Raw genomic sequence first — 21,215 nt, forward strand, 5'->3', positions numbered from 1 at the left:
AGAGGTGTTTTATAAGCGGGCATCTACCAATTCTTTATCCAGTACAGACTTTACGTCAAACAGGATACTGCGCCCATTGGATATTTTCTTGATCATTTCGTGGGTAAACTGCTGATGCGCCACGGTTACGATCACAGCGTCATAGTTGTTGCCGGCTGGCAATTCACGCAGGGTGGTAATGCAATACTCATGTTTAACCTCTATCGGATCGGCCCAGGGATCGTATACGTCTACATGTATATGGTATCCTTTCAGGTATTTAATGATGTCGATCACTTTTGTATTCCGTACATCGGGGCAGTTTTCCTTGAAGGTGATACCCATCACGAGGGCCTTGCTGCCAGCTACGGGTATCCCTTTCCTGATCATCATTTTTATAACTTCACTGGCTACATAGGCGCCCATCCCATCGTTTAACCGGCGGCCGGCCAGGATGATCTCCGGATGGTAGCCGGCTTCCAGGGCCTTTTGAGCGAGGTAGTAGGGATCAACACCGATACAATGGCCTCCTACGAGGCCGGGTTTAAAGGGCAGAAAGTTCCATTTGGTAGCTGCTGCTGCCAATACATCGCCTGTATCAATGCTTAAGCAATTGAATATCTTGGCCAGTTCATTGATAAAGGCAATATTGATATCCCGCTGGGCATTCTCAATTACTTTCGCAGCTTCTGCTACCTTGATGGAGGGCGCCAGGTGGGTACCTGCTATAATGATGCTGCCGTAGAGGTTATTAATAATGAGCGCTGCTTCCGGCGTAGACCCGGATGTAACCTTTTTTATTTTTGTGACCGTATGCTCTTTATCGCCCGGGTTGATGCGTTCGGGGAATAACCTACATAGAAGTCCTTATTGAAAGTAAGTCCCGATACTTTCTCCAACACCGGCACGCACTCTTCTTCAGTAGCACCTGGATAAACGGTAGACTCATAGATCACAATGTCTCCTTTTCTCAATACCCTGCCTACGGTAGTACTCGCCTTTTTGAGGGGTGTCAGATCGGGCCGGTTGTGTTTGTCAACAGGTGTAGGTACCGTAATTATATAGACATTGACATTCCACAGCATTTCGGGTTGGTTAGTGACAAATAACCCCGACAAATGATCGTTTTCTTCTTTCAATACTTCTTCCAGTTGATCGGTACTGGTTTCGAGGGTACAATCAAGACCACCCCGTAAGTCGGTTACCCGTTTTTCATTAATATCAAAACCAACAACGGGGTATTTTTTGGCAAATTCCACAGCCAGGGGCAGGCCAACATAGCCCAGGCCAATAATGGCAATTTTATGTTCTTTCATACTTATTTTTGCTATTTGCACAGTCTGTGCAGGATGGAGAAATCGAAAATTGCTATACTATTTTATCAGATTGGCTTTGTCTATTTCGGCAGTCATGGAGAAGCCCAGTGAGGGGAGCAATACTTTTACTGTTTTATGTTTTACTTCGAGTACATCACCTTCCAGGGTCATTAAGGGTCCGCTAATAATTCTTACGCGGTCGTTGACGTTGAACTCCATTCTTTCCAGCCGGATATTCCTGTATTCATTGAGGAAATGTTTGATGGTATCAATTTCTTCGTCCCTGATAATGGCGGGTTTACCCAGGTAGTTTACAAAATTAAGCACGCCACTTACCTGTTTCACTACCGCCTGCTCTTTTTCGGGTACACGTACAAATACATACGATTTAAAGAGTGGCTCCATGATAATCTTCTTTCGGTCACTCCACTTACGTTGTATTCTTTGTAAAGGGCAATAATGTTCTATGCCATGCATAGCAAGCAATCCGGCCACTTTCTTTTCCCAGAAGGGTTTGGTATACAAGGCATACCATTGCACGCCTGTTCTCATAATGCTAAAATTATTAAACAGATGATGTGTAGGCACAAAGCTTCGCTCCCCCCTGTCACACAGGCGTTTTGAGTAAAAAAGCTTCGCTTTCCCCTGTCACAACAGGAGATGTTAAATAGACATGATGAACTGAATCAACCAGAGACTACTCCACCTGCAAAGTGGTTAGTTGTACTGAATTGCGGATAATAATCGTTTTACTGCTTTAGAAGCAGTAGCATGTACTGAGAATGTGCGGCAAAGAATAACAGACGCGGAATCGGGCTATTCAAAAGGGTGCGGAATGAGATCAGTTTGAAGGAACATGCGTAATCAAATGAAACGAGAGGATATTAGAGAGGATAATTGGCAAAAATGTCGTGAGCGTAAAGGTGCAATGTTTTTTTTCCTCTTTTTTTTCCATTAATCTCCATTAATTACTACTCACAATGATATTGATTCTGATCTATTCAACTGCATGTCAAATTCTCTGAAATAAACAAAGCCTGTTTTTTTGATCAGGTATTGAATTTGTTCATTCACTTCCTTCCTTATTGTAGCCTTGGGAAACAAGCTACGCTTGAGGAAGAGCAGGTAAAAGGAAAGGTAATCATGCAACAATACAGGCAATGGTTTTTCATTCAATTCAACGAACAGAGAGAGGGCTCTTTTAGTACTGATGTGATTTGAAAAGTATCCACTCATCAATTTCAAAATACCCAGATGAGTGATGAATTCATCCTGAAGGCAACCGGTAAGTGAAGAAGGTTTTATCTCATCACTGTTCAATATTTCCCATGAACGACCAAATTCACCGGCCAGCAGTAAGGCATCGCCTACCAGGTAGCCAGCACAATAACATGATTTGGCATGAGACGACCAGATATCGAAATCAGCCAGATCACCTTTAATAGAGTCTGCATTGTTATGGTCCTTTTTCCCCATTACCTGGTTAAAGACCAATACCGCATAGTAGCGGTCAACCATTAATGGATGGAAGGTCATTATTTCAGATTGCCTGAATGCCTGGAGCAGGTTAAAATACTTTTGGAACAGGGTGGTATGGGCTGTCAGGAAATAGCGGTAACAATATAGTATGTAAGCAAAAAACTTCTGCTCCCGGTTGTGGGCATTCAACAGGTAATACTGAAGCCCATCGCCATACACACTATCGAGGGCATCCACATTTACAAATTGTTCAAAAAAGAACTTTCGCCCGAATACGCTCGGTGACATAGCACAATATATTTCTGCTGCCAGTTGCCTGTCATCGGCCATTAAGCTGGCGATATTCTTTATTACCTGCAGGATACCCGGCTCTATATTGTCTTCCGGATTGATCTGGGAGAAAACGGATACTATGAACCTGGAAGTGAAAGTAGAATTGACCTGGTCAGCATTCTTTTCAGCATTCAGCATTTCAAATTCAGCAAATGATTTGTACCCCACAAAACAGGCTAGTGTATCTAATGTATGTATGGAAGGATTGAAGCCAGTGTGGATGATGCCAAAAAAACGGTTCAAGGTTTGGGAGGATAGGTACTCTCCTGTTATTTGCTGGATCTCATGTTGCAATTGCTGTATATGGGAAGAGGTACTGCAATTGAGGTTCAGTTTAATTCTGATAAGTCGCTTCAATAGCGGCAAAGCATTTTCATTGACAGCAGTTCGTTTCCTGGCCATGGTAAGGCTTTTAACAGAGATCTTGTTAACAACCAACTTTTCAAGACTTGAAATTATTACACGTAAGTAACGGAGTAAGTAGGTAATCCAAAGGAAGAATTGAGCTTATGCTGGCGGCAAAGTAGATAAAATACCGGATTAAATAAAATATTTATATAATGGATTATACTTAGAAGTCCTATTTTTTGATCTATCTGGACTCCCGATCTCAATAAGAAGTAATTACTACCTTATTGCAGATGGATGCCCGCTGAAACCAGGGGGGTGTAATTACGGCATAGGAAGGGGTTGATCGCGACATCATTTCTCCTTATTTTTGGTTTATGAAACATTTATCCATCCTCGTGCCTGAAGGGGCTATGCTGGGGGCCGTTGAAGGTCCGCTCAAGCTGTTTACAGAAGTGAATGGGTTATTGAGGAATATGGACAGGGCACCCTTGTTTAATATTCAGTTGGTTGGACTTACACCTGAGATCAAGCTTAACAATGGCTTGTTTACCGTACACGCTGAGCTTACGATAAAGGATAAGGTAAAAACGGACCTGGTGCTGGTCCCCGCTGTAAGCGGCGATCTGGCCAAGGCAGTGGAAATAAACAAGGCCTTTATTCCCTGGATACAGCAGCAATATAAAGGCGGTGCAGAGATTGCCAGCCTTTGCCTGGGGGCCTTCCTGCTGGCCTCTACAGGTTTATTAACGGGTAAGAAATGCGCTACGCACTGGTTGGCAGCTACTGCCTTTAGGCAAATGTTTCCGGAAGTGACCCTGGTACCAGATAAGATCATCACGGATGAGCAGGGTATTTACTCCAGTGGCGGCGCTTACTCCTACCTCAACCTCGTACTGTATATCATTGAAAAATATGCAGGCCGTGATGTAGCGATCCTTTGTTCCAAAGTATTTGAAATAGAGATTGACCGTGGCAGTCAATCGCCCTTCATTATGTTCAACGGGCAAAAGGAACACGAAGACGAGCCCATTAAAAAAGCTCAAGTATTTATAGAACAGAACTTCCAGGACAAGATCACAGTGGAACAGCTGGCGGGCATGTTTGCCATGGGACGCCGGAACCTGGAACGCCGGTTCAAGAAAGCGACTTCCAACACGGTTGTGGAATATATACAGCGTGTAAAGATCGAGGCTGCCAAGCTGAGCCTGGAATCTTCGCGCGAAAATGTAAATGAGGTCATGTACAAGGTAGGTTATTCAGATAACAAGGCTTTCCGTACGACCTTTAAAAAGCTGACGGGCCTCTCACCTGTACAATACCGTAATAAATATAACCGGCCCGCCCTGGCGTAAGTTTTTAATCCCTACAATAACCGGAGCAACGATCTATTGAAAAAATAAGTTTCTACCGATATCTCCCGGAATCATTGCCCTTGAAGTGGTCTTAATATTCCCATTTCACAAATGCCTCCATAGCGGCATACTCAGCCAGGCCCAGCAAATTGTACAGGTCGGCAGTGGCTTTGTTGCGTTCTTTTGCCCGCTGCCAAAACTCCCGGCTATCACTGCCCTGGAAAACAACGCCATCTTTCTGTGACTGGTGCTTGAAGATACCAGTACGCTTTTTCAATACCTGATCGGGGCTAAGGGGCACGGCCATTTCAATTTGGTGAATATCCCATTCGGCCCAGGCGCCTTTGTATAACCACAACCAGCAATCCTTCATATACGTTTCGCTCCTTAATCGTTTCATTGCCTCCAGAATGGCATCCAGGCAAACTTTGTGGGTGCCATGCGGATCGGCCAGATCGCCAGCGGCATATACCTGGTGCGGTTTTATTTTTTCGATCAATTGCTTAGTAAGGAGATAATCTTCTTCGCCCAGCGGCTTCTTCTCTACCTGCCCTGTTTCATAAAAAGGAAGGTTCATAAAATGAATACGCTCTTCCGGCACTCCTGTAAAACGACAGGTATTCAATGCCTCTCCCCGCCTGATAATACCTTTTACATACCGCAACTCTTCAATATCCTTTTCGCCTTTGGCTTTCTCCTGTAAAAAGCGGGCAGCTTTTTTATAAATAGCATCAGCCTCTTTATTGGATATACCAAACTGCTGGTTAAAGTCTGTCACAAACCGGATGAACCGGAATGCCTCATCATCGGCTACCGCAATATTCCCAGAGGTTTGATAGGCCACATGCACTTCATGTCCCTGATCTACCAGGCGTTGGAAAGTGCCACCCATGGATATGATGTCATCGTCGGGATGGGGGCTGAACAACAATACTCTTTTTTGAACAGGCATGGCCCGCTCAGGGCGGTTGGTATCATCAGCACCGGGTTTGCCTCCCGGCCATCCTGTAATGGTATGCTGTAGCCAATTGAATACTTCAATATTGATATCATAAGCCTGCCCGTATAAAACAAGCAGATCACTCAGGCCATTTTCATTGTAGTCATTGTTGGTGAGTTTGAGAATGGGTTTCTGCAGACTAACGGCCAGGTGGGTCACGGCTTTCTTGATCATGCCCCTGTCCCACATCACCTGGTCGATGAGCCAGGGTGTTTTGTTGCGGGTCAATTCACCGGCGCAGGCATCATCCATCATAAACTTTACCTGGCCATGGGCCTGCAACCAGGAAGCAGGCACAAATTCTGTAACGGGCCCTTCCACGGCCTGACGTACGATGGCGGCTTTGTTTTCTCCCCAGGCCAGCAATATAATTTTACGCGCCTTCATGATGGTGCCAATGCCCATGGTAATGGCCTTCTTAGGCACATTGGCAATACCACCAAATTCTGCAGCAGCATCCATGCGGGTGGCCATGTCGAGGGTGATAAGCCTGGTAACAGAACTGCTATGAGAACCCGGTTCATTAAACCCGATATGCCCATTGCGGCCAATACCCAATAACTGGAAGTCGATGCCGCCTGCATCGGCAATCATTGTTTCATATTGTTCACCATGGCTCCTTACCAGCTCTGTTGGTATGCTGCCATCGGGTATATGACAATTGGCCTGGTCAATATCAATATGGTTGAACAGGTTCTCCTGCATGAAATGCCGGTATCCCTGTACAGCCCCGGGCTGCATGGGAAAATATTCATCGAGGTTGAAAGTGGTGACGTTCTTGAAACTGAGCCCTTCTTCACGATGCAGGCGGATCAGTTCTTTGTATACGCGCTTAGGGGTGGAACCGGTAGCGAGGCCCAATACCGCCCGCTCTCCTTTGGCTTGCTTATCACGAATGAGTTGTGCTATTTCATAAGCTGCCTGTAAAGAAGCGGCAGCGGGAGAAGCATATTGTTCTACGGGGATCTTTTCAAAACTGATATGCCTGCTTTTGGCTGTTGTAGTGGTAACCATAATAATGATGATTTTGGGGATTGACATGCAGCGGCCTGTCAAAGGGGATTTCGACAATCTCCCTTAGAACAGGGTGAGCCGCCCTTCAGAGGGCGACCCACGCTTTGACAAGCATATGCTGCTAATTCTTTTCTTAGCTAAACAAGGTGGATGAGTTAACCCAGGTTTACACCAGTCCGATATATTCTTTATACCGGTTGTACAAATGTCCCGCCTGCAAATAAGCTGACTGGGGACTCATGAAATGAGAAAACTCAAATGTGATGGCTTTATCGTAACCCGCCCGTTTCGCTGCTTCCAGCTTGAGGCGTAATTTCTCAAACTTAATAGGTAGAAACTTGATGGGCATATCCCTGTCGAAGCTTTCGGCATTGGTCCAGCATTGCAGGCCAAACTGATGGGCCATCTTTTTATTGACGGCAAAAAAATCATCCAGTTCATGGTAATCAATATGACCATCCTGGAAAGCCACGGCATCCACGGCGCCCTGTATACCGGCGAATATTTCACTCCACTCCTGCTCATGCTCTTTCAGGGAGACAGCCTCCTCTTTGGTTAAGGTAGAAGTAACAGCCATCACGGCTTTCTTTCCGTCGATCCAGGGCGATATCAGGGTGGGCAATCCATTGCTTACCTGTTTGCATTGCAGCCCCAATGTCCTGAAAGCTTCGGTAGCGCCTTTCGTCTTGCGACTTATCTCCATGCTGAGGTACCAGCCACTGAAACTTTTATGATGGCCATATTGTCTCCATACTTCATCGATCACAAAACGGTTGCTGTCAATTTCATGCTGCATAAGACCGGTATCCCAGTATTTGCCGCTGTCATACAGGCCGAAATAGAATTGCATATCCAATTCATCGGCCAATTGGAGGAACAACTCCACCAGATCGACAGGAGGTTTATAACAATTGTGTTCTTTGATGAGGTATTCGGAGGGATAGGTAATAAACTTCCTGTAGCCACTGCGGATGAGAATGACGGTATCAATGCCAATGGCTTTCATGTGCTCAAAATCTTTACGCCATTCTTTGACACCCCAATTCTGGTGGGGAATATCATGACTGATCTCGTCCAGGAAGGTTCCGGTGATTTTCATGTACTCTATTTTATAAAACGTTAAGGGTTGCCTCCCGCTTATTGCGGGACAAGCTCTACAGGGCAAAAGAAATTAACTACATTCATTTCTACAAAGCGGTAACCCCTAAAGGGGTATAACAGCCCTTCGACAAGCTCAGTCCCGCAAGGCGGGATAAACTCTGACAGGATGATTATTCTTCTTTTTTAACCACTATATGTGCTGTTGGAAAGCTGAAGCCCTGCACCACGGTTTTCATGAACTCGTCCATTTCTTTAAACTTCCTGAACATATAGTTGCTCACTTCGTGGCCCTTACCTTCATAGGTGTACAAAACGACGGGCCAATTCCTTTTCTGCATTTCTTCATATAAGGTATGGGCGCCAAACATCATCATCCAGCCTGCGTCAACGGCCTTGCAAAAGCGATGTGCAGCAGTACCATAAGGCACCAGCTGATCGTTGGTACCATGCATCAGGAATAAAGGTAGTGGCGGACAGGCATCGATGTTATTGATGTCGAGCACAGCCCCTGAAAACGACAGGGCGCCTGCATAAGGAAAGGGCTTATAGTTCTTGTCGCCTTTTCTTACAAAAGGATTGTATACCAGGTTGAGAATGGCTTCTGCACCTGCACTACTGCCGGCAATGAAAAGCTTAGTAGTATCAACCTGTAAAGCAGCAGCATGGCTTGTCAGGTATTTGGTGGCATCGGCGGCATCCTCTGCTGCCAGGCGGATGGCTTTGAGTTTTTCAGGGGTAGCGGTCTCACAGCCAAAGCTTTTGCCTTTCAGGTACAAGCGGTACTTAATCACGAACACTGAATAGCCCAGTTTGGTCAATCCATCGGCCATGGGCGTTTGGTTGGCAGGATCGCCACCGGTAAAAGCGCCGCCGTGCACAAACAGTACGGATATACCATTGGGTGTACCCTTGGGTTTGTATTGGTCTACCCACAATGTATCCTGGTCTTTAATTGCATAGGTGAGGCGCGGCACCTGCTGGCCCTGTGCCAAACAAGGAGCCAGGGTGACTATGAATACGCTTACTAAGAGTGGTCGCATAACAAGGATATTTTTGTTTTCAGTTAAAGGTGAGCCGCCCTGCAGCCCGCACTTTGCCACCCGCAGGGCGACCCACCTTTGACTTCGCAGAGTCGCTCTCGCAGCTGCACTGCAGAACGACCCACCTTAAACTTACAAATACTTTTTCTTCTTCAGGTAATCTACCCACAGTACGTAGGCAGCTGGTCTTACATGAATACCATCGGCGGTGTATTCCTTCTTCAGGTCACCATTGGCATCGGCAAATACCTCATGCAGGTTGATGTAGGTAAGCTTGTATTTGTCGGCCAGCTGGCGGATGCCAATATTGAGCTGCAGGATACTGTCTTTTTTATTTTTCAGGTAAGCGGCAGTAGTCAGTGGTTCGTACAAAGGCAATACGCTTTGCACATACAAGGTCGTTTTGGGAGAATTGGTCCGGATATAATTAATGATGCGCTCGTAATTGTTCAGGATCACTTCTTTGGGAAGGGCTCTGCTGAGGTCGTTGATACCGATGAGCAGGAATACTTTTTTAGGAGCGGCTTTCACTACCATGTCGAGTCGGGCCAGTACGCCAAAAGTATTATCGCCCCCGATGCCCCGGTTCATTATTTTCTGGCCGGGGAGCAATTCGCTCCAGTTGCCCCGCTCGGTAATGCTATTGCCCAGGAATACGATGCCTTTCTGCTGAAGGGGCAGGGTATTGAACAATTCCATTCTGCCCTGATAATAGGTATTGTTGTAACTGCTGTCAATCTTCTTTTCAGGCTGTTGTGCCAAAGATGTAATAGCCATGAAGAGAAAGCCGGCAAGAAAATAAGTGCGTTTATTCATACATGTTTTTTTAAAGCTGCGAGCTTTGAGCTGCGAGCAAATACGGCTTTTGTTACGATTTCGCTTTGCGAAGCTAACATTGCATTACAAATATTTTTCCTTTTTCAGGTAATTGGCCCACAAGATATAGGCTGCCTGTTTCAGGTGCAGTCCATCGGTGGTAAGGTCCCTCCTTAACTGTCCGTTGTCATCTACAAATACGGGATGCAGATCGATATAGGGACAATCATATTTAGCTGCCACAGCCTTCATGCGCTCATTCAACTGATTTATTTTGCTGTTGGTGATCTTCACATAAATATTGGCCAGTACAGATTCTGTAACAGGCAATACGCTTTGGAAATACAATTTGGTACGGGGGGATACAGCTTTTACTTTGGCTGCTATCCGTTCATAATTGTTCACGATATAATCAATGGGGGTACCCCGTTTAATATCGTTGACCCCGATGGTTAAGAATATCTTGCGGGGCTTGATGGCCAGTACCTGGTCCAGCCGGGCATATACACCAAAGGAGTTGTCACCACTGATACCCCGGTTGATCACCTGCTCACCGGGCAACACTTCGGCCCAGGCTCCCACCTCGGTAATGCTATTGCCCAGGAAGACGATGCTTTTCTTAATGGGATGCAGGCTATCAAAGTACTTCACCCGCTCTACATAATATCCATTGGCATAACTGCTATCGCTTGATGCATCAGTTTGCGCGCTCAAAGTGCCGGTGACCAACACCAGGCTGGCTACTAAAAATAGTTTCATATTATACGGCAGTAATTTTAAGACGATCATACCAGGTGAATTTTAAAATGATTATACAGGCCACCCAAATGCCCACAGCAGTGAAGCCATAACTAAAATAGCCAAACACAAAGAATACGGGCATGATCACCATACTCATTTGCCAGCAGATACCTACCAGCACGTTCAGCATATCCCACTTAAACTGGCGGTTGGGTTCAAAGGCAGGATTCACCTGCTGCACCCAATTGAGTACAGGTTTCCAGAAACCCCATGGCCGGGTGTTGGCATAAAAAGTTTCCAGTACTTTTTTATCGGGGATGGGTGTGAGGAGGCATCCAATCACACTGGCCGACATAGACAATACCAGGATGATAAAAAAGGAAATGAGGGTACCGATACCACTACCAAACAGGTCCTTGTACTCCGTAAAATAATTGGTGCTTAACCAGGCCATTAGTTTAGGAACAAACGTGGCAGACAATAATCCAGCCAACATACCGGCAAAATAACCATAGCCATTAAAGCGCCACCAGATCCATTTCAATACATTGGCGGCGGCATAACCACCATAGAGGGCAGAAGATATCCATAAGGTGAGTGAACTGAGCGAATCGGCAAACAAGCCAAAGAAACAGCCAATAGCGATTATGGCAATGGAGGTGAGGTAACTGCATTTCACATAGTGGCGGGGTGATTCATGGGGTCTGAAATACTTCTTGTAAAAATCATTGACCAGGTAGGCAGGCGCTGCATTCACAAAAGCAGAGAAAGCGCTCATGAAGGAAGCCAGCAAGCCGGCGAGCACAATACCACGAATACCGGCAGGCAGGTAATTACTCACTACCTGGCTGAGGATCACTTCAAAGTCGGGCTTTGCCTGGCCCTGCAAAGTGGGCATGAAATTATTGAAAGCTATGAGGGTGAGGGCGCTCACCATCATGAATAGGGGGATATACAAAACGAGGTTGGTGAATCCTGAAAGTTTAGCTGCTTCCCAGGGCTTTTTGGCGCTGAGGATACGTTGCATATCAAACCCTGGTACGGGGCCAGCCAGGCTGGCAAAGATGCCCTTACCAATCATCATCAACACCAGGGCACCAAACCATATGAATCCATCTTCTTCTACCTTCTGGCTGGCCTGCGCAAAATTATCCCAGTTCACATTCAACTTCCACTCGGGCCAGAAAGAAGCCCATCCCTGCGGCAGACGCTGGTGCAGGCTGTCATAATCTACTCCCTTCACGGCAAATACCACCACGAGGATACAGCTCACCACTAGGATACCATATTGCAGTACTTCGGTAGCGACCACACTGTACATACCGCCCTTCACTGTATATAGGGTAGTCAGGGTCACAATGATCAAAGCATAGGTTTGCGGACTGGTGAGCAAGGCATTGGAAAGATCCCAGGGGAGAATGTTGGAAGCAAATTTTCCAATACCCACGAATACATATCCAATAAAACCGATCACGCTCACGATGGCAAAGATCACCACGATCATATGGGCCAGCCTTCCGCCCCTGTCGTCACCAAATCGTTTGATGATCCAATCGGCGCCGGTCATGGCATTGCTTCGCCGTATCCAGATGGCCAGGAATACCATTACAAATATCTGGTTCCAGATAGGCCATAACCAGGGCAGCCAGGCAGCTTTGAAACCATAGATAAACAAGAGGGCTACATAAAATGCAGTACCGCTCACATCAAACATACCGCTGCTGTTGCTAAATCCCAGCCAGTACCATTTGATATTGTTATCACCCAGAAAATAAGACTGGATATTCTTAGATGCTTTTTTAGATATCCAGAATCCCAGGCCGATAATGACCAGCAGGTACAGTAAAATGATGATGATGTCTAAGGTGGAGAGATTCATGATCGGGGATTACAATAGTTTTTGTTGTTTTAAATAGTTCACCCAGGCCTGGTAACCGAGGCCTGAGAGGTGCAGCCCATCGTAGGTATAGCGGGCATCCAGTTGTTCCCGGGCATCGAGCAGCTGTCCGTATACGGACACATACTTTACCTGCAGCTCTGCCGCCATGCTTTGCAAGGCCCTGTTCAATTCCTGTATCTGCTCATTGGTGCCGGAATAGTATTGGCGGCCAATCAACTGGTTATTGATGGGAAATACGCTCTGCACATAGATACTGGTGCCGGGTGATCGCCGCTGCACTTCGAGGATGATCTTTTTGTAATTGTCTACAATATTGACTACGGGTATCTTTTTATTGATATCGTTGGTGCCGATCAGTATGAAGAGTTTCCTGGGATCATGGCGCAGCACCTCATCGAGCCTGGCGCGTAGGCCATAGGTATTATCACCGGCAATGCCGCGATTGATGGCCTTCCTAAAGTTGAGCAGTTCGGCCCAATCGCCCCAGTCGGTGATGCTATCGCCCCAAAATACAATGGCCTTCTTTACGGGCATCAATTGCTGAAAGTAAGCCACCCGGCTATCGTATAAATAATTGTGGTAGGAACTATCCACGGCCTGGGCCTGTATCTTACTCGCTGCACACAGGGAAAAGCAGCTTACCACAGCTGCCATCCTTAACACGGTATAGGGTCTTTCTAACTTCATACAACTATTTTCCAGGTCAGTTTGAATATTATGTCTTCCACATCCATCCCCGCTTTGTGAACCAAACGGTCACTATCGAAACAATAGCGGTAAACAAAATGCCACTTAAAAACCCGGTGAACGCGCTTTGCTGCATACCTGTGTATAAAGTCATGGCACCAGTCAGGTGCAGCAAGGGCAGCAACAACAGGTTGCCGGTTACATAGGCCACCATGGGATTTCTGCCATTGAGGCTCAGGTAATGGACGATACGCTCTCCGATGCCGGTAAACTGAAAGCCATAAAAAGCGATCAACATAAAAAAGGCCAGTCCGCCGGTTACCAGGTAGTAACTAAAGGTGGAGGGGTCTTTTTTAATGCCTCCTTCATAAGATTCAAAGAAAAGTCCCAACAACAACAGGAATGTTCCGGCTTTAAAAAATGCCATCAATAAAGGTTCATGGTGCTTTTTCTCTTTTTTCAGGCAAACATATATCAGCCCGCAAAGTGCAGCCGTGAGGATAAGATTGATCAAAAGATGCCGGCCGAAGAGCAATATTACATTGATTACGATAATAGCAAAGGATAAAAAAGCAATCAGGCCAGTACTCGTTCTTCCTGTATCGTCTTTGGAGAAGTTGTGCTGGGTTTTATACTTCAGTAACCAGTCGCCAGCCAGGGTACCGGGCAGGATGATAAACAGGTATTTGAGGTAGTAAAATTTATACATCCAGGGGATGGGCGACCATTGCAACAGCCTGTCATTCCAGGAACCTGCTTCTTTGGCGCCCAGTATTACACCCATCAGAAAAAGCAGGAATCCCATGCGCAACCAGGGATTTTCTTTGGTAAACCACCAGATGAGGGTACCAAAGAAGGCCATATTGCCCAGCACAATAATAATGATATCACTCCTGTTGAGGGAAAAACCCTGTCCATCTTTAAATGGAAGCAGGGACAACATCGTGCCGGCAGCTACAAAAGCCAGTACACGGATTGCCATAAACAATTTTGTGTGCTGCTGGCCCGCGGGTTTATAAAATTGAAAGAAAAGCAACACAAAGGCTATCACTGAAAGGAGATAATAGATAGGGTACGGATCGCTGCTCATCATACCAGCACGGGCATGCACGGTAAAGAGGGCAAAGAATACGAGCAATATATATCGTCTGCCAGCTATCCAAAGCACAGACAGAAAGCTGGTTCCTTCTTTTAGTTTTTTATTCAAAGCCAGGGGAATGGCAGCCCCCATGCTAAAAAGAAAAAAGGGAAATACAAGGTCAACCCAGGTAATGCCAGGCAAAGTTGGTATGAAGGTATGGCCGGGCGGAGGCGTTTGGGCATGGTACATCCAGGCAGGCAGAATGCCAAAGGCAATACTGCTGGAAAGCACCATGGCCAGTATGGCCAGGCCTCTTAAGGCGTCTAAACTATTGTTGCGTTGCATTGTCGAATAAGCTTTGAGCTGTGAGCTACGAGCTTCGAGCCTTTCGCTTCGAATAGCTTTTGTTTGTAGGACTCAGCACATTCCCTGGTTACTTCAGTTCAATCTCTTCTTTATATTTATTCCCAAACCTGTCTGTCACTTCAATCCTTGCCGTAGTAGCCTGGGGCGATGGAGTAGCAAAAAAGAGGTGGTCGGTCAAAAGCGGCCGTGCCCAGGGATATTTTGCCGGACGGTTGGGTCCCGTAAGGAAAGCCACCACGCTGGCATCGTAATCCGTTTCCTGGCGCATGGCACCTTTGTATACCCCATCTTCATACCACTCCACCTTCCAGGCATTATCCTGGTTCCAAACATTTACTGCTATATCGTTGGGCTTATTTTTATACGCGCCTTTGTTGTACACCTTCATTTGGTAATCCTTGCCCTCCCCTACTGTCTTGTAGTACCAGCTCACACTGTCGCCATTGATGGTATACACACCATAACCCCGGGGTGTTCCATCGCCGCACAGGGGACTGATCCACCAGGTGCCGCATACAGCGGCGTGAATATGTTCGTAGATATTATCGTGAATGATGTTTTCGTTGTAATGGGTATGACCGGTGAGAAAATGGGCCTGGAAGGGCTTTAATAATTTGTACAGGAATTTCCTGTTGACGGTTACGTCACCGGGATGGTCCGTAGCGGCTTTGGTTCTGGCCTTTTCATTAGTATAGGCAGAAATATGCATGGACACAAATACCAGGGCGCCTGATTTTACACTACGCAGGTCCTGCTCCAGCCACTTGAATTGCTTTTCAGTTATATAGCCCATGTAATTGTAGCCATCGGAATAATAGAACACATTGTCCAGCACGATGTAGTGTGCCTTGCCCCGGTTGAAGGAGTACCAGGTAGGACCCATGCTTTTGCGGAAGGTGCTGTCGGATTGTTCGTCTGTACGCACATTGATGTCCATATCGTGGTTGCCCAATACCTGGAAGAAAGGAACGCCTGTTTCTTTGATAGCCTTCCTGTATTCGGGTATGATGGGTGGCGCATCCCACGACAGGTCGCCGGCAGCAATACCATGTACCGGCGCATCTTTGGATAATTGCATGGCAAGCGCTCTCGTATCGGGTACAGCCGTAGTCAATAGTTGATTAGCCTCCTCCTGGTTATTGATCTGCGGATCGGCCCATACCAGGGCATAATGCTTCAGATCGTCCTGCTTCATTTTGCGCAATACAAAATGCGCGGTGAACACACCATTGACAGGCTTTATCTCTTTATAAAAGAGGGCCATATTATCTGCCGCGGGTATTTCATAACCCGCGGGAATGGTAATGTATACAAACATTGCCTCGCGGGTGCTTTCCAGGCGGTATTCACCAGCCTGGCTGGTCCATACGATATTGGCGCCGTCGGTCACTGCCACCTGCGGTAATGGCTTTCCATTGCTATCAGTAACCTTTCCTTTTAGCAGTACATGAACGGAGGGTGACTTAGCCTGAGCAAAGACACCAACAGCCCCCGTCAGGAGTAGCACCATTAAATATATTGACCTTAAATACCTCATTATTTGATGCTTCTTTTTCCTACTTCGTTAGCTTACATGAACCGCCTTTAGAAGGTGGGCCGCCCTGCCGCGCAGCCATGCGGGACTGCAGGGCGACTCACCTTTTAGTCTTAGCCTTCAGCCCTGGCGGATGCTGTATCCTAACAGCTAATACCTAATGGCTAATTCCTTAATTCTTTATTCCATCCTTGATAGCATCCCATAAAGGTTGCTTGAGTCTATTGTATTGCGGGGCATACACGTGCACCACATCAAACAGCATGATACCGCCGGATGTGTTGTTGAGTATGTACTTGATAGCCCTGGATATTTCTCCTTTGTTGGGCCAGTCTACATTACCCATGTCGATACTGGCGTATAAAGGCATCTTGTTCTTAGTGATGTATTTGGTGCCGTTGATAGACCCTTCCACACTCCACCAATGGTATTTGAGATTGGCCGTGGCGGCATTTTCAGACAACAGAATCTGAGTGAAGTAGTTGCCCGTCATCAGCAGGTCAAGCTGCTCGGCATAACCGTTCTCATTGTATCCGGGATAAGCCCAGTCAAAGCGGATCTCCTGGTCATTAAATGGATCGTAGTCCTGGCTGGCCCAGTTGACGCCTACCTGGTAATAAGTAGTGTACCAGGCGCCCACGTACACGCCAAAACTTACATTCGGCTTCACACTCTTAACGGCAGCACGGGCTTTTTTGAAGAAGTCGTGGATAACACTGGTGCGGTAGATCAACCATTTTTTATAATACTTACCGGTGGTAGCTGGTAATACCTGTCCGCTGGATGTTTTCCAGGTCGTCACAATATCCGTCGGGAACTTCATGTTGGCCGCATCGGCATCATTGTACTTGTCCTGCAGGAATTTGATGAACTGGGCTTTGCTGAAATCGGAGAAGTCGGCATCGATATCGGTGTAGCGGGCATAGTCGAGGATCATACCGTCGATATCATACTTACCTACGATCTCTTTTACAATATTGAGGGCACGTTCCTGCACAACGGGCTGAGCAGGATTTACAAACGCATTGCGCCCGGTAGAAGTAACGGGTACACGGTTGCCATTTACATCGCAAACAATGCTTTCATATTGTTTGAAAGCAGGATCGTCGAATACCTTACCGATCTGGCGGTTGCCATCACCCTCTACCATGGTAACGATAGAGGTATATATCTTGAAGCTGCGTTTACGGGCTTCCTTGATCATATACCCTACATAATCCACGCCGTCGGGCAAAGATTTGCCATCCAGGGTAGTAAGTTGTTTGGTATAAGCGCTGGGGTACATGGTATAACCGGTACTGCCTTTTACATCGATCACCAGTCCGGTAACACCCGACTGTTGCAAGGTGTCCAGCACTTTCTTCAGTTCTGTCGTATCATTCAATCTTCCGTAGGTACCAAAGACATTGGAGCGGGCGTCTACCCAGGCTATTACATTCCGGCCTGGTTTTGTCACAACGGTGGTATCTTCCGGCGGTGTAGTAGGCGGGCCTCCACCTGAATCTGATTTTTTACAGGCCACCGACATGACCACGCAGGTCAGGATCAGGCAGGGATAAAAAAGAGAAGGTTTCATTATGGACAGTTTAGTTGATAGAAGAATTCGGTCAGCTGCTGGTTACAGGTGGCAGGAGGGTGATGGTTACCACTGGCCTACAACCTGTAACTGGCAACAGTTAATCCATTAAGGTGCATAGTTGGTAAACTCATGGGCCATGATGCCGCCATTGGTCAGCAGCATGTACACCTGCATACGCTCCCGGTTGTTGGAGTATCCCACAGCGATATCGGCAGTACCATTACCATTGGCAGTGCCGGTAAAGGTGGGAGATGTAAATACGTTCAAAGCTGAATAGTTGGGATCAGTAGGTGGCAGCCCCATCATCGATGTTTTGGTAACATCAAAGAGTGCTATCTGCACCTGGTTCAGGTCATAGGAATTAATATATTTTACGATCGACAGGTAATTGGCATTGTTGAACCTGTTGTAAGCGGTAGGCATGGTGAATACTACGGGGTAAGGCAGTGTTAATGCGGCCATTCTTTCGTGGGTAGTACCATTTACCAGGGCTACTTCAAACTGGTAATTAATGAAATAGTCAGCATTGGCACTTGTTCCGATGGGCTGGGCTTCTGCATAATAACCCATGAATACGGAGGAACCACCGGTCACTGATTTATACGTGATCACTTCAGGTGTCTGGCTTACGGCTGCGCCGTTCACAATTCGCCATTTGTAGATAACAGCCGATTGTCCGGCAGGCGCCATGATCACAGCATCCTTCGTAAGGTCGCCATACACGTTTACTCTTCTGCCTACACCACCATCGCCGGTGATAGCAGTGGGATTGTTGTTGGTCCACTCTACCAGTTTTGCGGGTGCTGCATCATCCACATCATTGTACCGGTACAAAGTGAACTTGCTGTTTTTAGGCGCCCAGGAGCAGGCGAGGATGTGATCGGCTGTGTCGCTGATCACCTGGAAATTGGTAGCGGTGAAGGGATTGTACATATCCTTAATGTAAGCCCCGGTAAAGCGGTTGAATACGCTGAATTTGGCAGGGGTGGTCCTCCTGGTCAATACCAGGTTATCGCCGCTTACAGCGAGACACACTTCGTTGTTGGCGGTAAATCCAAGTTCAGCACCGGCCTTTGTCCACAGTTTCCTGTTGATACCTGCACCATAAGCCAGTTTGACGGGCTCTATTGCACGCAGGGTATAAGTCTTCGCTTTATTGTCTATTCCTGTCACGGTGAAAGGAACATTCTGAGAAAGGTTTACAGAGGCGCCATAAGTAACAGAAGCTTTGGAATGCTTATTGATCTCATAAGTGAGGGTAGCGTTGGACACGTCGGTACCGGGCAGCACATAAAATAATATTTCATTGGCCTGGACCACGCCGTCTACTGCTTCGGTAGTACCACCAGCGGTAAATTCAATACGGGCACTGGTTACAGAAACATCGCCTACTTTCTTCGCAACGATCACATATTTGGATTGTGCACCATTACCTGCTGTTACGGTAATCTCCAGGGGCTTACTGAGGTCTACCACATTGCCCAGGGTTGGGCTCATGGTAGCATCGGTGGGGATGGTAGCTCTCAGGATAAGCTTTGTAATGTCTACTTCCTTATCGAAGTCTGGTGGGAAATACCAGGGAATATCGAAATAGATGGTATCGTTGTTGGGGCTGTAACGGGCATCAAACAGGCGATCGCCGCCTTTACCTACGGTAGTAACATAAATATCACTGAGGGTGCTTTGTTCTTTCCGGATCACGGGATCTGCCTTGCGGCAGGCAGAGAATAGCCCTGCGGTGCAAGCAGCTGTTATTAAGAATAAATAAATCTTTTTCATGTAATTCATTTTACTGGTTTAGCATGTGAGATGACAACTCACGGTTCTACCATCCTTTGATTTGTGTAAGGGCTGTGTTGACCTGCAGTTCACCAACGGGAATAGGGATATAGTACAGGGCTGGTGTAAACTGCCTGTTCACATTATCGCAAGGCACTACTTCATATTTGAAGCTTGCGCCGGAAGGCGTAACCTTATGACCGGTAAACTTTACATTATTCAACACGGTGTGCGCTTTGCGCCAGCGGCGAAGGTCCCAGTAACGATGTCCTTCGAAGGCCAGTTCAACGATGCGCTCATGTTCTACGGCGGTCATCAATTGTGCCGTATTGCTGGCAGCTGTATTGGGCAAACCTCGTTTATTGCGCAGGGCATTCAATGCGTCCTGTGCGCCAGTAACATCGTTGAGCTTCGCTTTGGCTTCCGCCTGTATCAGTAGCACTTCTGCATAACGCAGCTCGATCCAGCTTTGTACGCTCTTATTCACCACAAAATTGTTGACAGCTGGGTTCAGCATCTTTTTGATGTAGTATCCGGTAACTGTTTTACGCGGCTCGGTAGTTACTGCATATTCAGTAAAACCTTCAGCCACATTATCCGGTGTGGTATTGATGGTACGGCCTTTCCAGGAAGCGCCATTGTACAATATAGATGCATAGAACCTTGGTTCACGGTTAGCATAAGGGCTGGCAGCCTGGGTAGTATTGCTCCAGGAGAACTTAGAGCCGTCGCTCATTTCAAATTCATTCACCAGTTCGGCTGTAGGTACACCATACACCAGGCATTGACCCGGGGCATCGGCAGGAGGTGCAAAACCCAGATCGAGGTTATGGGTAAGCTGTGGCGCTACAAAGTCAAGCTTAAATACTGCTTCCTTAGTATTCTTATTGGTAAAGATGTTGTTGAAGTCGGTTTCCAGTGCATAATAACCTTCATTGGCCAGGTCTACTACTGCTTTGGCTGCATTGGCGGCATTCTGGTAATAGGTTTGTGCATTGCCGGCTGATACACCGGTCAGCGCATCCTGGTTAAATTGTTTCTTATCGTTCTCTGCAATGGAAGCAGCGTAGATCCAGGTGCGGGCCAGCATTCCATAAGCAGCACCTTTGGTGGCCCTGCCGGTGCGGGCTGCATCCCATTGTTTGGGCAGGTTCTCCGCAGCATAGGCAAAATCAGCGGCGATGAATTTCCAGCAGTCCTCTTCAGCAGCACGCTGGTGATTGGTAGTAAGGTACTGGCCTATATTATCCAATAATACCACGCTGCCATGCAGCTTTACCAGCCAGAAATAAACATATCCGCGGATAAAACGTGCCTCTGCCTCGTATTGCTTTTTGCCTGTTTCATCTACCTTGGCATATTTGGCCAGACCGTCTAAGAACTCATTCAAGCGGCGGATACGGGTATACCCGGATTGCCAATAGTTCAACTGGGGGCCAGCCGCGTTTACGCGGGAGGCATCGGTAGCCAGGATATTAACGGTACCATTACCAGAAACGGTAGAGGTATATTTTTCAATATCACTCAATGCATCGGTAGCATTGTCATAACCAATGGGGAATACGCCAAACTGGAAGGTCTTGAACTCACTGTACATGCCATTCACATACAGTTCCATATTGGCCGGGTTGCTCCATACCGCCTCTTCCGTATACCGGTCGGTGGGCATAATATCTACTTTACAGCTCTGCACAGCTACTACAATGCCTGCTGCCAGTAAGGTCTTTTTTATGATAGAAAATGAAATGCTCATAAAGTCAGAATTGT

At 46.8% G+C, this 21,215-nt stretch carries 17 protein-coding genes; 1 reads left to right on the forward strand and 16 read right to left on the reverse strand.

The window, feature by feature from the left end; translation table 11 throughout:
- Window positions 1-9: 9 nt before the first annotated feature.
- The 4 genes from D3H65_RS33480 to D3H65_RS16965 all read right to left on the reverse strand — a co-directional run bounded on the left by D3H65_RS33480 (window position 10) and on the right by D3H65_RS16965 (window position 3,509).
- Window positions 10-816 (reverse strand): nucleotide sugar dehydrogenase, encoded by an 807-nt coding sequence (locus D3H65_RS33480; RefSeq protein ID WP_317127763.1) that lies wholly within the window; start codon window positions 814-816, stop codon window positions 10-12.
- Window positions 777-1,295 carry a nucleotide sugar dehydrogenase gene (locus D3H65_RS33485; RefSeq protein WP_317127745.1) on the reverse strand — a complete coding sequence of 173 codons (519 nt, stop codon included), beginning with the start codon at window positions 1,293-1,295 and terminating at the stop codon, window positions 777-779. The genes D3H65_RS33480 and D3H65_RS33485 overlap by 40 nt, the downstream gene beginning before the upstream one ends.
- A gap of 57 nt (window positions 1,296-1,352) precedes the next feature.
- Window positions 1,353-1,847 carry a UpxY family transcription antiterminator gene (locus D3H65_RS16960; protein ID WP_119051444.1) on the reverse strand — a complete coding sequence of 165 codons (495 nt, stop codon included), beginning with the start codon at window positions 1,845-1,847 and terminating at the stop codon, window positions 1,353-1,355.
- A 423-nt stretch (window positions 1,848-2,270) separates the two neighbouring features.
- Window positions 2,271-3,509 (reverse strand): hypothetical protein, encoded by a 1,239-nt coding sequence (locus D3H65_RS16965; protein ID WP_119051445.1) that lies wholly within the window; start codon window positions 3,507-3,509, stop codon window positions 2,271-2,273.
- A 323-nt stretch (window positions 3,510-3,832) separates the two neighbouring features.
- Here D3H65_RS16965 and D3H65_RS16970 point away from each other — a divergent pair, with 323 nt between their 5' ends.
- Window positions 3,833-4,810, forward strand: coding sequence for a GlxA family transcriptional regulator (locus D3H65_RS16970; protein WP_119051446.1), 978 nt, complete (start codon window positions 3,833-3,835; stop codon window positions 4,808-4,810).
- Between the two features lie 91 nt (window positions 4,811-4,901).
- Here D3H65_RS16970 and nagB read toward each other — a convergent pair whose 3' ends face one another.
- From nagB to D3H65_RS17030, 12 genes are all read right to left on the reverse strand, one after another.
- Window positions 4,902-6,824, reverse strand: a complete 1,923-nt coding sequence (gene nagB, locus D3H65_RS16975; protein ID WP_211345506.1) for a glucosamine-6-phosphate deaminase — start codon at window positions 6,822-6,824, stop codon at window positions 4,902-4,904.
- Window positions 6,825-6,990: 166 nt separating this feature from the next.
- A complete protein-coding gene (locus D3H65_RS16980; RefSeq protein ID WP_119051448.1) occupies window positions 6,991-7,923 on the reverse strand; it encodes a DUF4434 domain-containing protein in 933 nt (310 codons plus the stop codon).
- A 172-nt stretch (window positions 7,924-8,095) separates the two neighbouring features.
- Window positions 8,096-8,965, reverse strand: a complete 870-nt coding sequence (locus D3H65_RS16985) for an alpha/beta hydrolase (protein ID WP_119051449.1) — start codon at window positions 8,963-8,965, stop codon at window positions 8,096-8,098.
- Between the two features lie 132 nt (window positions 8,966-9,097).
- On the reverse strand, window positions 9,098-9,781 hold the full coding sequence (locus tag D3H65_RS16990; protein ID WP_119051450.1) for a GDSL-type esterase/lipase family protein: 684 nt from the start codon (window positions 9,779-9,781) through the stop codon (window positions 9,098-9,100).
- 84 nt (window positions 9,782-9,865) lie between these two features.
- The gene (locus D3H65_RS16995; RefSeq protein WP_119051451.1) at window positions 9,866-10,540 is read right to left on the reverse strand and encodes a GDSL-type esterase/lipase family protein; all 675 of its coding nucleotides are present in this window, start codon (window positions 10,538-10,540) and stop codon (window positions 9,866-9,868) included.
- A gap of 1 nt (window position 10,541) precedes the next feature.
- Window positions 10,542-12,401: a sodium:solute symporter family protein gene (locus D3H65_RS17000; RefSeq protein ID WP_119051452.1), complete on the reverse strand. Its 1,860-nt coding sequence runs from the start codon at window positions 12,399-12,401 to the stop codon at window positions 10,542-10,544.
- Window positions 12,402-12,410: 9 nt separating this feature from the next.
- The gene (locus tag D3H65_RS17005) at window positions 12,411-13,109 is read right to left on the reverse strand and encodes a GDSL-type esterase/lipase family protein (RefSeq protein ID WP_119051453.1); all 699 of its coding nucleotides are present in this window, start codon (window positions 13,107-13,109) and stop codon (window positions 12,411-12,413) included.
- 28 nt (window positions 13,110-13,137) lie between these two features.
- Window positions 13,138-14,535, reverse strand: a complete 1,398-nt coding sequence (locus tag D3H65_RS17010) for a DUF5009 domain-containing protein (protein WP_119051454.1) — start codon at window positions 14,533-14,535, stop codon at window positions 13,138-13,140.
- Window positions 14,536-14,623: 88 nt separating this feature from the next.
- Window positions 14,624-16,066, reverse strand: coding sequence for a calcineurin-like phosphoesterase C-terminal domain-containing protein (locus D3H65_RS17015; protein WP_162915680.1), 1,443 nt, complete (start codon window positions 16,064-16,066; stop codon window positions 14,624-14,626).
- 196 nt (window positions 16,067-16,262) lie between these two features.
- The gene (locus D3H65_RS17020) at window positions 16,263-17,666 is read right to left on the reverse strand and encodes an alpha amylase family protein (RefSeq protein ID WP_119051456.1); all 1,404 of its coding nucleotides are present in this window, start codon (window positions 17,664-17,666) and stop codon (window positions 16,263-16,265) included.
- 108 nt (window positions 17,667-17,774) lie between these two features.
- Window positions 17,775-19,448 carry a DUF5018 domain-containing protein gene (locus D3H65_RS17025; protein ID WP_162915681.1) on the reverse strand — a complete coding sequence of 558 codons (1,674 nt, stop codon included), beginning with the start codon at window positions 19,446-19,448 and terminating at the stop codon, window positions 17,775-17,777.
- A 46-nt stretch (window positions 19,449-19,494) separates the two neighbouring features.
- Window positions 19,495-21,201, reverse strand: a complete 1,707-nt coding sequence (locus D3H65_RS17030; RefSeq protein ID WP_119051458.1) for a RagB/SusD family nutrient uptake outer membrane protein — start codon at window positions 21,199-21,201, stop codon at window positions 19,495-19,497.
- Between the last annotated feature and the right edge of the window lie 14 nt (window positions 21,202-21,215).

Origin of the sequence: Paraflavitalea soli (assembly GCF_003555545.1) — a bacterium.
In the GTDB taxonomy this organism is placed as follows: Bacteria; Bacteroidota; Bacteroidia; order Chitinophagales; family Chitinophagaceae; genus Paraflavitalea; species Paraflavitalea soli.